The 11,747-nt window shown below is 30.2% G+C and carries 11 protein-coding genes; all 11 read left to right on the top strand.

The window, feature by feature from the left end; translation table 11 throughout:
• The first annotated feature begins 2 nt into the window (after positions 1-2).
• From AC1Q7L_RS20985 to AC1Q7L_RS20935, 11 genes are read left to right on the top strand one after another with little or no spacing between them, the layout of a single operon-like run.
• The gene (locus tag AC1Q7L_RS20985; protein WP_492307926.1) at positions 3-1,205 is read left to right on the top strand and encodes a glycosyltransferase; all 1,203 of its coding nucleotides are present in this window, start codon (positions 3-5) and stop codon (positions 1,203-1,205) included.
• Between the two features lie 55 nt (positions 1,206-1,260).
• On the top strand, positions 1,261-2,205 hold the full coding sequence (locus AC1Q7L_RS20980) for an NAD-dependent epimerase/dehydratase family protein (protein WP_492307927.1): 945 nt from the start codon (positions 1,261-1,263) through the stop codon (positions 2,203-2,205).
• Positions 2,202-3,296, top strand: a complete 1,095-nt coding sequence (locus AC1Q7L_RS20975; RefSeq protein WP_492307928.1) for a glycosyltransferase family 4 protein — start codon at positions 2,202-2,204, stop codon at positions 3,294-3,296. Before AC1Q7L_RS20980 ends, AC1Q7L_RS20975 begins: the two co-directional genes overlap by 4 nt.
• A complete protein-coding gene (locus AC1Q7L_RS20970; RefSeq protein ID WP_492307929.1) occupies positions 3,293-4,747 on the top strand; it encodes a right-handed parallel beta-helix repeat-containing protein in 1,455 nt (484 codons plus the stop codon). The genes AC1Q7L_RS20975 and AC1Q7L_RS20970 overlap by 4 nt, the downstream gene beginning before the upstream one ends.
• A 54-nt stretch (positions 4,748-4,801) precedes the next feature.
• A complete protein-coding gene (locus AC1Q7L_RS20965) occupies positions 4,802-5,950 on the top strand; it encodes an N-acetyl sugar amidotransferase (RefSeq protein WP_492307930.1) in 1,149 nt (382 codons plus the stop codon).
• 2 nt (positions 5,951-5,952) lie between these two features.
• Positions 5,953-6,570, top strand: a complete 618-nt coding sequence (gene hisH, locus AC1Q7L_RS20960) for an imidazole glycerol phosphate synthase subunit HisH (protein WP_492307931.1) — start codon at positions 5,953-5,955, stop codon at positions 6,568-6,570.
• The gene (locus AC1Q7L_RS20955; protein WP_492307932.1) at positions 6,564-7,334 is read left to right on the top strand and encodes an AglZ/HisF2 family acetamidino modification protein; all 771 of its coding nucleotides are present in this window, start codon (positions 6,564-6,566) and stop codon (positions 7,332-7,334) included. Before hisH ends, AC1Q7L_RS20955 begins: the two co-directional genes overlap by 7 nt.
• The gene (gene asnB, locus AC1Q7L_RS20950) at positions 7,334-9,148 is read left to right on the top strand and encodes an asparagine synthase (glutamine-hydrolyzing) (protein WP_492307933.1); all 1,815 of its coding nucleotides are present in this window, start codon (positions 7,334-7,336) and stop codon (positions 9,146-9,148) included. The genes AC1Q7L_RS20955 and asnB overlap by 1 nt, the downstream gene beginning before the upstream one ends.
• A gap of 9 nt (positions 9,149-9,157) precedes the next feature.
• A complete protein-coding gene (locus AC1Q7L_RS20945) occupies positions 9,158-10,192 on the top strand; it encodes a polysaccharide biosynthesis protein (protein ID WP_492307934.1) in 1,035 nt (344 codons plus the stop codon).
• Positions 10,193-10,203: 11 nt separating this feature from the next.
• Positions 10,204-10,629, top strand: a complete 426-nt coding sequence (locus tag AC1Q7L_RS20940) for a WxcM-like domain-containing protein (RefSeq protein ID WP_492307935.1) — start codon at positions 10,204-10,206, stop codon at positions 10,627-10,629.
• On the top strand, positions 10,629-11,747 hold the full coding sequence (locus AC1Q7L_RS20935; protein ID WP_492307936.1) for a polysaccharide biosynthesis C-terminal domain-containing protein: 1,119 nt from the start codon (positions 10,629-10,631) through the stop codon (positions 11,745-11,747). Before AC1Q7L_RS20940 ends, AC1Q7L_RS20935 begins: the two co-directional genes overlap by 1 nt.

Here is an 11,747-nt window from a genome sequence, read left to right as displayed (position 1 = left end):
AAATGAAATTTGTACATGTAGAAGATTTTGTACACCCTAATGCTGGGTACCAAATAAATTTGTTAACAAGACTACAAGCTGCACAAGGACATGAAGTTGTTGTTGTTGCAGGTGAATTAGATGAAATTCCAGTGTTTCTTACATCCTTTTTTGGGAAAGATAATATTGAAGAAAAAGATAAAAAATTTGAAGACGCTACGGGTGTTAAAATTATAAGACATCCTTTATACAAATATTATAGTGGTCGTGCTATTTTTAAGCCAGGTTTACATAAGCTTATTAAATCACTTAATCCGGATGTCCTATTTATTCATAATGAAGATACGGTAATGGGAATTAAGCTCCTGTGGGATTATAAAAAGATGAATGTACCTTATGTTTTAGATTGTCATATGCTTGAAATGGCCTCTGAAAATAGGTTTAGGGGATATTTCAGAGCATTCTATAGAAAATTTGTAACACCTGTAATTCTTAAAAATAACATCCCATTAATTAGAGTAGTTGATACAGATTTTGTTCAAAAGCATTATAATATACCATTGGAAAAAACTAAACTTTTATCCTTTGGAACAGATACAGATTTTTATAAACCAAATTCTGAAGTAAAAAAACAATTTAGAAAGGAATTAGGAATTGGAGATAATGATTTTGTTGTAATTTATGCCGGAAAAATGGATCCGGCTAAAGGTGGAAAGTTCTTAGCTGAAACATTAAAAACAAAAATTGCTCTTAATAATAAAGAAATTAAATTTATTGTTATAGGGAATGCACCGAAAGATGAATACGGTAATGAAGTTAATAAGATATTATCAGAGTCAGAAAATACGATTATAAAATTTCCGACACAGACCTATTTTGATTTGGCTAAATTTTACCAAACAGCAGATATTGCTATTTTTCCAAAACAATGTAGTATGAGCTATTTCGAAGTACAAGCTTGTGAGCTGCCCGTGATACTTGAGGAAAATGAAATTAATAATTCTAGAATTGAAGATAAAAAAGGACGAATATTTTCTGAAGGATCTAAAGAAGAATTTGTTGCCGCAATAGAATATTTTGGAAATATGAATGAAGATGAATTTGAGGTTTACAAAAAAAAATCAAGAAAAAATATTGTTGATAATTATAATTTTGTTCCCATTGCACAACAATTTACAGATGTAATGATTGAAGAGTATGAAAGATTTCATGCTAAAAATAAATAATAATTAAGATAGAGTATTGAGTGTCTATATTAAAAATATTTCAATTAATTAAATTATGAAGCAGACAATAGCAATAATAGGAGGAAACGGATTTGTAGGAAAAAATTTCACATCATACTTTTTAGATAAAGGGTATAGAGTTATTGTTGTTGATCATAGTATAAAAAAACTGACGGCAGAAAATTCTGATATTGAATTTGTTGCTGTAGACATTCATCACACCAAAGAACTTTTAAATGTAACCGAAAAAGCAGATTATGTTATCTGGCTTGTACATGCTTCTGTACCTTCAACACAGGATGAAAGTCTGGTTGATGATTTTTCTTTGAATGTTTCTCCAATAATAAAATTTTTAGAAAAAGCGGATAGCTTAAAAAATCTTAAAAAGTTTATATATCTTTCTTCGGGTGGTACAGTCTATGGTGACACAGCGGAGCATCTACCCATTAAAGAAGATCATACTCAAAAACCGATTTCTAACTATGGACTTTCAAAATCTGTTGCTGAAAAATATATAGAATATATTACAAAAAATAAATCTTTTGAAACCGTTGTTTTAAGACCTTCGAATGTATATGGACCTTATCAGAACCTTGTAAAGCCTCAAGGTATTATAGGATTTGCATTTAAAGCTATAAAAAATAAGCTTGTTTTGGATCTTTATGATGAAGGAAAGGTCATTCGTGATTTTATTTATATTAAAGATCTTGCTAATGCAGTTGAAAACTTTTTAGATAATAATACAGTATCAGGAAACATTTCTTTCTACAATGTTGGAAGTAAAGAAGGAATTTCAATTAAAGAGATTTTAAATAAAATAGAAAATATAACAGGAGAAAAACTACAGTTGAACCATAAAACCTCCCGCAATTTCGATTGTGAATATAGTGTATTAGACACCTCAAAAATAAATCAGGAAAATGGTTGGTATAGAGAGACTAAAATAGAAGACGGTCTTCTGAGTGTATGGGAATGGATAAAATCTGAGAATCAATTATGAAAATTTTATTTATAGCACCTGTTCCGCCACCTATTAATGGTCAAAGTAAGGCTTCAAAGATTCTACTAGATGCATTGGTAGAGAAACATGATGTGAAGATTGTAAATTTAAGTAAATCAAGCTTAAAAAATGGTGTTAATTCTTTCGGAAGATTTTTCGAAATATTTAATATACTTAAAGATGTAAAGAAGAAAAGAAATGATAATGATATTATTTACCTTTCTTTAGCTGAGTCTTTTGCAGGAAATATGAGAGATCTGGCTATTTATAATTTATGTAAAAGAGATCTTAGTAAAACTTATATTCATATGCTTGGTGGTGCTGGAATGAAAGAAATTCTTTCGGGTACAGGCTGGCAAAAAAATATGAATGCCGGATTTATGAAAAAGCTAGCCGGAGTAATTGTAGAAGGACCTATTAATTACGAAAGTTTTAAAAGAGTTATTCCCGAAAATAAAATTCATATAGTTCCTAACTTTGCAGAGGATTTTCTTTTTGTTTCTGATGAAGAGATAGAACATAAATTTGCGAATACAGAACCTATTCAATTGTTATATTTAAGCAACCTGATTCCCGGAAAAGGATATAATGAGTTAGCAGATGCTTATTTGCAGCTTACAGAAGAAGAGCAAAAACAAATAAAAATAAGTTTTGTAGGTGGTTTTGAAAATGAAGAAAGTGAGAAAGCATTTTTAGAAAAAATTAATAAAAATTCCGGATTTAAATATTTAGGAAAATTTATTGATGGTGATGAAAAAAGAAAGCTTTATTGCAAAAGCCATGTATTTTGTTTACCAACATATTATCCTTTTGAAGGTCAGCCTATAAGTATTTTGGAAGGATACGCAACAGGGTGTGTCGTAATTACAAGTAATCACAGTGGAATACCTTTTATTTCTAAAGATAATGAGAATGGATTTATGGTTGAGAAAAAATCTGTTCCATCTTTAGTAGGTGCACTTAAGAAACTGATTTCTGAAAAGCAAAATCTTAAAAGTATTGCTTTTCATAACAGAAATGAAGCTTTGGAAAAATACAGAACCTCTATTTATCAGCAAAAGATTATGAAAATATTTAATGAAAAATCATGAAAAAATTATTATTAATATTTACTATTATTTCTAATCTTTTTTTTGCACAATCTAAAGATACTATCTATGTTACCATAGATAAAAATAAAAAAATTGATGATAACAAAGCATTTCAGGGCGCTTTAAATGAAAAAAAAGGGTCGATTTTAAAAATTGTAGTAAAGAAGGGTGAATATTTTATTGATCGTTCTCTTTCAAGTTCAAGATCCAATACGGTAATAGTTTTTGAAAAAGGAGGAATCATTAATTTTATAAATAATAAATCTTCAGGATTTATTGTAACTCATGATAATTTTACATTAAAGGGAGCCTATATAAAAGGAAATGGTAAAAGTGCATTAGACTTTTATACTGGATATGGCATTCTACTTAATGGGGTGAATAATTGTAATATTTTAAACAATACTTTTGATAATATAAGTGGTAATAATATTCTCTTTTATCCTACATCATTAAATAAAGGATGTAGTTATAACACTATTAGAAATAACAAGTTTATTAATCCGGTGTTTAATATTTCAGTAAATGGTGATGAGTCTGTGATTATGATGGGATATTCAGGGAATTCTTATTCACATGATAATAATATTATTGATAATAATAGCATTGATGGTAATAATATTTTAAAAAATGGTATAAGTTTCATTGGACACGGAAATAACAATAAAATACAAAATAATAATGTATCTAACTGTCTTGCTTATGGTATTGTAGTTTATGAATCACAAACCGTCGGGACATCTGTAAATAACACTCAAATTATTGGTAATGAAATAAAAAATATTGGTGAAATAGGAAATAATAAAACAGTTAAAGGAATGGGAATTTATCTTATGACAGCAAATAATTCTGTCGTTTCGGGTAATAAAATTTATAATGTTTTGAGAAATTCTGATAGATCAGAAACTCTCGGTGCTGGTGCTATATCAGTAAGTCTCTCACCAGGAGCTGTTGTTTCAAATAATTTTATAGATAATTCAAATATGTATGGAATTGTAAGTGATTATAGTTTTGGCTCAAAATTTATAAACAATACAGTTCAAAATATTAAAAAGTCCGGAGCATACTTTATTAATATGAATGATGTAACAGTTTCCGGAAATACATTTAAAAATATTGGAGAGGTTGTTATTAAAGGTTATTTCGAAAATACTTCTTTACCCTATATAAAAGAACAGTTAAGAAGTGATATTTATAAAAATATAGATACTGGAAATAACTTTATGATTACCAAGAATAAAATATATTCAGATAAGGATATAATCTATTTTACAAGTTATAATGAGGATAAAGCTAAAAATTTTCGAGGAAATACAATGAATAATAACATAGTAGAAAATAATGAAATTTTTGGCAATAATAAACCTCAAAATAATTTAATATTATTTAAACAAGAAAATAAAGGAAAAAATCAAATTTTAAAAAACAAATTTTTAAGTTCTATAAAATAGTTTTTAAAATAGGTGTAGTATAACTTTTGTATATTAGCAAATTAAAATTCAAAGATGGATAATTCGAAAAAACCTGTTCAAATCTGTGTAAACTGTATCATGGATACCACAGATGAGACTATTATATTCGACGATAAAGGAATATGCGATTATTGTAGTAATTATTATGACAATATTTTGCCAAACTGGCATCCTAACGAGCAGGGAGAAAAAGAAATTCAAAAAGTAATTGATAAAATAAAAGCTGAAGGACAGGGAAAGGATTATGATTGTATCATAGGGATTTCCGGAGGTCTGGACAGCTCATATCTTGTATACTTGGCGGTAGAAAAGTGGGGATTGAGACCAATGCTTTATCACGTAGATGCAGGTTGGAATTCAGATGTTTCTACCAATAATATCAAAAATCTTGTAGATGGTTTAGGATTAGATCTTTACACTGATGTTATTAACTGGGAAGAAATGAAAGATCTTCAAAGAGCATTCATTAAATCTCAGGTTCCTGACATTGATACTCCTCAAGATTTAGTATTTTTCTCATCACTTTATAACTATTGTGCCAAAAATGGCATTAAATATATTTTAACGGGAGGTAATTTCTCTACAGAATGTGTTCGTGAACCTCTTCATTGGGGAGCTTATTATCAGACTGATATGAAATACGTAAATGATATTCATAAAAAGTTTGGTGAAAGAAAACTAACGACATTTCCGAGATGTGATATCTTTAAATATAAAATTCAATATAGATTAATCAATGGTGTAAGGGTTGTTAAACCTTTGGATCATACAAGATTTATCAAAAAAGAAGCTGAAGATCTGTTAGAAGAAAAATTTGGATGGCAAAGATATCAGCATAAACATCATGAGTCTAGGTTTACAAGATTCTATGAAGCATTCTGGTTGCCAAGAAAATTCGGATTTGATAAAAGAAAAAATCACCTTTCAAGTTTAGTTCTTACAGGGCAGCTAACAAGAGAAGCGGCTTTAGACAGAGTTTCAAGATCAGAGCTTCCTGAGGATGAATTGATGAAGGAATTTGAATATGTAGCTAAAAAATTAGACTTTACTGTAGATGAACTTTGGGGATATTTTAATGGACCAAATAAGTCATTTAACGATTATAAGAATAATTATAAACTAATACAGTTGGGAACTAAAGTTATGCAGCTGTTAGGTCTGGAAAAAAGAGCATTTAAATAAATATGGTTACGATTATAGATTATGGCGTAGGAAATATTAATGCTTTTTTAAATATATTTAAACAGCTTAATATTCCTGCAAAAACTGCCAGTACCGTTGAGCAATTGGAAGGTGCTACAAAGCTTATTCTTCCTGGTGTAGGGCATTTTGATTATGCTATGCAGAGATTTAACGGTTCTGGAATGAAAGATAAGGTCAACGATTTGGTGATCAATCAAAAGGTTCCTGTTGTTGGTGTATGTGTTGGAATGCAGATGATGGCAAAAGGCAGTGATGAAGGCAATCTTCCTGGATTAGGGTGGATTGATGCCTATGTACACAAATTTGATGCTTCACAGGTTTCTGCAAGACTTCCGTTACCACATATGGGCTGGAATGATATTAAAATAGTAAAAGATACCCCGTTGTTAAGAGATCTTGAAGAAAACCCAAGATATTATTTTCTACATAGCTATTATTTTAAATGTAATGATGCTGCAGATTCTATTGCAGAAACTGATTACGGAATAAATTTTACAAGTGCTGTTAACCATAACAATATTTTCGGAGCGCAATTTCATCCCGAAAAAAGCCATCATTTTGGAATTCAATTATTAAAGAACTTTGCCGAAAAATGTTAAGACCCAGAATTATACCATGCCTTTTGGTTCATGATAAAGGTTTAGTGAAAACTGAACATTTTAAAAATCCCAGATACTTGGGAGATCCGATGAATGCAGTAAGAATTTTTAATGAAAAGGAAGTTGATGAGCTCATTATTCTGGATATCGATGCTACTGTTGAAGGAAGAGGTCCTGATTTTAAATTAATTGAAAATTGGGCCGAAGAATGCAGGATGCCTCTATGTTATGGAGGTGGGGTAACTACAGTAGAACAAGCCCAAAGAATTTTTTCATTAGGAGTGGAAAAAATTGCGTTCAGTGCGGGAGCTATCAACAATCCGGATCTTATCAAAGAAATATCCGAGAAAGTAGGAAGTCAAAGTATTGTTGTAGTTTTAGATGTTAAGAAGAAACTGTTCGGAGGATACGAAGTTTACACTCATAATGGTAAAAAAGCAACCGGAAAATCACCATTCGATTTGATAAAAAAATTCGAAGATTTGGGAGCCGGAGAAATTGTCATCAATTCTATCGACAAAGATGGAGAGATGAAAGGCTACGATATGAAGCTAGTGGAAGCAGCCAGAAAAGAAACAACTTTACCACTTACCGCAATCGGTGGAGCTGGTAAAATGGAAGATATAGGAGAACTTATAAACAAATTTGGAATTATTGGTGCTGCAGCAGGAAGTTTATTCGTTTATAAAGGAAAACTGAAAGCTGTTTTAATTAGTTACCCTAATTTTACAGATAAAGAAAGTCTGATCAAAAAATATTTTTAATGTGTGGCATCGCTGGTATAATCTATAAAAATAAAACCTCGGTAGATGAAGGAACTCTGAGAAAGATGACAGATAAAATGTCTCACAGAGGTCCGGATGCGGAAGGATTCTTCGTAAATCAAAATTTAGGACTCGGACATAGAAGATTATCAATCATTGATATCAGTGAATCTGCAAACCAACCATTTTTTTTAGAAGATAGACATGTACTGGTTTTTAATGGAGCTATATATAATTATCTCGAAATAAAAGAAGAGCTGAAACAAAACGGCTACTCTTTTAAAACTACTTCAGATACAGAAGTTTTACTTGCCTCTTATGATTTTTGGGGTGAAGAATGTGTTAAAAGATTCAACGGAATGTGGTCTTTTGCAATTTTTGATTCTAAGAAAAATATACTCTTTTGCTCCAGAGATCGCTTTGGAGTAAAACCTTTTTACTATTATACAGACAAGGATAAATTTATTTTTGCTTCTGAAATAAAACCTATTCTAGAAATCGAAAAGGTCGAAAAAGTAAACCTTCAAGTGTTGTTGGAATACTTAATCGTTAATATTTCAGATCAAACAAATGATACTTTCTTTGAAAATATCGTAAAGTTGCCTGGTGCACATAATCTTATTTATGATTTAGGTACTAATGAGTATAATATATATAGGTATTACGATATTCATTTTAAAAGTGACATCAATAAATTAAGTCTGGAAGAATCAATTGAGCTTTTTGAAAAAGAATTTGAATCATCAATAAAATTAAGACTTCGTTCGGATGTAAAAATAGGATCAGCTCTAAGCGGTGGATTAGATAGTTCTTATATATTATCTGTAGCTTCAAAAATTCTTTCTAATTCAGATGAAAAGAAGAAGTTCACTGCAATCACTGTTGGTTCTATAGATAAAAGAATTGATGAAAGTGAATTGGCTACTGTCACTACAAATACTTTAGGTATTAATCATGATATTATCACTCCAAAACCGGATGAGTTTAAAGATACATTTGAAGAAGTTATTTTTAAGCATGAAGAACCTTTTGGTGGTATTTCTATTTATATGCAAAAGTTTTTAATGAAGGAAACGAATAAATTAGGAATTAAGGTATTATTGGATGGTCAAGGTGCAGATGAGATATTACTGGGATATAATAGATATGCAGCTGCATACCTAAGGAATCATGGTATCCTTAGCAAGATAAAATTTTTAAGTAATATCAAAAACCATTATAATATTTCTATATTTCAAGGTATTAAAATATATTATTATTTCTCAAACTTTTTTATTAGAAAATTTAGACTTAAAAGTAGAGGGACAATTTTAAAAAATAAATATCTAAATTCAATTGATTTTTCAAATACAAAAAAATTAACAAAATCATATAAAAAAATATTTGAACTACAAAAAAATGAAATTTTCTGGTGCCAATTACCGGAACTTCTAAAATGGGAAGATAAAAACTCAATGAGTTATTCTGTTGAATCTCGACTTCCTTATTTGGATTATAATTTTGTTGAAACATGTCTTTCGATAAACAACCATTATAAAATAAGAAAAGGCTGGTCTAAATATTTATTAAGAAAAAATTTAGAGAAATTTTTACCAGAGGAGATCACTTATAATAAACAAAAAATAGGGTTTGATGCTCCTATAGATTCCTGGTGGCCAAGATCTGAAAAGATATATGAAATTATCAATAACTCTAAAATTATACAGGAAATTTCAAAAAAGAAATTTAATTTTATAGCAGATAGAGATTTAGAATGGAGGCTTTATAATATAGCGATCTGGGAAAAACTTTATAATATGAAATTAGAAAACTAAAAAACGCATATGCAGATTAAAGATAAAACACTACTTATAACAGGAGGAACCGGTTCGTTCGGAACAGCTGTTTTAAGAAAATTTATAGATACAGACCATTTTAAAGAAATCCGTATTTTTTCTCGTGACGAGAAGAAGCAGGATGATATGAGAAATCAGTTTAAAAGCGATAAATTGAAATTTTATATTGGAGATGTAAGAGATTATAATAGTGTAGAACCGGCAATGAGAGGCGTAGATTATGTCTTTCATGCTGCTGCCTTAAAGCAGGTTCCGTCTTGCGAGTTTTTCCCTATGCAAGCTGTGAAAACTAATGTTGAAGGTACACAGAATGTTATCGATGCAGCCGGAAGAAATAAAGTGAAAAAAGTAATATGTCTAAGCACAGATAAAGCCGCATATCCAATCAATGCAATGGGGATTTCTAAAGCAATGATGGAAAAAGTAGCTGTTGCCGCTTCAAGAAATTTGGAGGAAACAGTTGTTTGTCTTACAAGATATGGTAATGTAATGGCTTCCAGAGGTTCTGTAATCCCATTGTTTATTAAACAAATTAAAGCTGGCAGTGAAATTACGATTACAGATCCCAATATGACACGTTTTTTAATGTCATTAGAAGAAGCTGTAGATTTAGTATTATTTGCTTTTGAACACGGAAATCCGGGTGATCTATTTGTTAATAAAGCTCCGGCAGGGACCATTGGAGATTTAGCTCAGGCATTGAAAGAAATGTTTAAAGCTGATAATCCGATAAAAGTTATTGGGACAAGGCATGGTGAAAAACTATATGAGACATTATGTACTCGTGAAGAGATGTTAAAGGCAGAAGATATGGGAGATTTTTATAGAATTCCTGCTGATAACAGAGATTTGAACTATGCTCAATATTTTTCTGAAGGTGTACAAGATATTTCAAAAATTGAAGATTATCACTCTCATAATACACAACAGCAAGATGTTGAAGGGATGAAAAATTTACTATTAAAACTTCCATTAATAAGAAAAGAAGTTTTAGGTGAAGATGTAATGCAATATCCCGACTAAAATTTATTTTTATGGAAATGCCCAAAATTATTGAAGGAGGGAAATATTCTGATGAAAGAGGAAGTCTCTTTTTTAATAATGATTTCAATCTATCAGAAATTAAAAGAATGTACTGTATTGAAAATGCAGATGTAGATTTTGTTAGAGGTTGGACCGGGCATCAAATAGAACAACGTTGGTTTTCGGCATTGCAAGGAAGTTTTACAATTAAACTTATAAAAATAGACAATTGGCAAACCCCATCAAATAATTCTGAAATCTTAAATTTTGAACTTTCTTTTGAAAATTTAAATGTTCTGCATGTTCCTAAAGGATATGTAACTGCAATTCAGTCTAAAGAAAAAGGTGCAAGATTATTGGTGATGGCAGATTATTGTTTAGGAGAGATAAATGATGATTTTCGCTTTCCTATAGATTATTTTGAAAATTTAAAGTGATGAAAAAGATTGGAATTACCGGACAAAATGGTTTTGTCGGGTCACATTTATACAATACTTTAGGTTTGAAACCCGAGGAGTTTAAAAAAGTAGATTTTGAAAGATCTTTTTTTGATGATCCAGTAAAATTGGATGAATTTGTAAAGCAATGTGATGTAATTGTACATCTTGCAGCAATGAACCGTCATCCGGATCCCGAAGTTATTTTCAATAATAATATTGAATTAGTTAAAAAATTGGTTGCTTCTTTAGACAACACAAATTCTAAAGCTCATATTATTTTCTCATCTTCTTCACAGGAAGAAAAAGATAATTTATACGGAAAATCTAAAAAAGAAGGCCGTGAAATTATTGCAGATTGGGTAAAAAGATCTGGCGGAAAGTTCACCGGAATGATTATTCCAAATGTTTTCGGACCCTTCGGAAAGCCTAATTATAATTCCTTTGTTGCTACATTTTGTCATAAACTTACACATGGTGAAAATCCTGTGATTGATAATGATGGCGAGGTGAAGCTTATTTATGTAGGAGAGCTGGTTCAGGAAATTATTGATCAAATAGAAACTGCTGAAACAAAAGATTTATATGAAGTTCCCCATACTTCAGTTAATAAAGTTTCTGAAGTTCTTAATAAATTAGAAAACTATAAAAAATTGTATTTCGATAATGGGGAAATTCCTGAATTGAATACAAAATTTGATCTTAATCTTTTCAATACTTTTCGTTGTTATTTTGAGATTAAAAACCACTATCCTGTAAAATTTACACAACATACAGATCCAAGAGGAGCTTTTGTTGAAGTAATAAGATTGGGAATTGGAGGGCAATGTTCTTTTTCAACAACTGTTCCAGGAATTACCAGAGGAAATCATTTTCATACAAGAAAAATAGAAAGATTTGCTGTAATTAAAGGAAAGGCTTTAATACAATTAAGAAAGATAGATACCGATGAAATATTAGATTTCTACTTGGATGGTAATGAGCCAGCTTATGTAGATATGCCGATTTGGTACACCCATAACATTAAAAATATCGGAGAAGAGGAATTATACACAATTTTTTGGATCAATGAACCTTTTAATCCGGAAGACTCAGACACCTATTTTGTAGAAGTATAG

This window comes from Chryseobacterium sp. GW823-FHT05E08 (assembly GCF_058795655.1).
This window is presented reverse-complemented; position numbering and strand designations above follow the sequence as displayed.

Coding starts and splice junctions, on each gene's coding strand:
- AC1Q7L_RS20985 (WP_492307926.1), top strand. CDS start 3: ATGAAATTTGTACATGTAGAAGATTTTGTACACCCTAATGCTGGGTAC.
- AC1Q7L_RS20980 (WP_492307927.1), top strand. CDS start 1,261: ATGAAGCAGACAATAGCAATAATAGGAGGAAACGGATTTGTAGGAAAA.
- AC1Q7L_RS20975 (WP_492307928.1), top strand. CDS start 2,202: ATGAAAATTTTATTTATAGCACCTGTTCCGCCACCTATTAATGGTCAA.
- AC1Q7L_RS20970 (WP_492307929.1), top strand. CDS start 3,293: ATGAAAAAATTATTATTAATATTTACTATTATTTCTAATCTTTTTTTT.
- AC1Q7L_RS20965 (WP_492307930.1), top strand. CDS start 4,802: ATGGATAATTCGAAAAAACCTGTTCAAATCTGTGTAAACTGTATCATG.
- hisH (WP_492307931.1), top strand. CDS start 5,953: ATGGTTACGATTATAGATTATGGCGTAGGAAATATTAATGCTTTTTTA.
- AC1Q7L_RS20955 (WP_492307932.1), top strand. CDS start 6,564: ATGTTAAGACCCAGAATTATACCATGCCTTTTGGTTCATGATAAAGGT.
- asnB (WP_492307933.1), top strand. CDS start 7,334: ATGTGTGGCATCGCTGGTATAATCTATAAAAATAAAACCTCGGTAGAT.
- AC1Q7L_RS20945 (WP_492307934.1), top strand. CDS start 9,158: ATGCAGATTAAAGATAAAACACTACTTATAACAGGAGGAACCGGTTCG.
- AC1Q7L_RS20940 (WP_492307935.1), top strand. CDS start 10,204: ATGGAAATGCCCAAAATTATTGAAGGAGGGAAATATTCTGATGAAAGA.
- AC1Q7L_RS20935 (WP_492307936.1), top strand. CDS start 10,629: ATGAAAAAGATTGGAATTACCGGACAAAATGGTTTTGTCGGGTCACAT.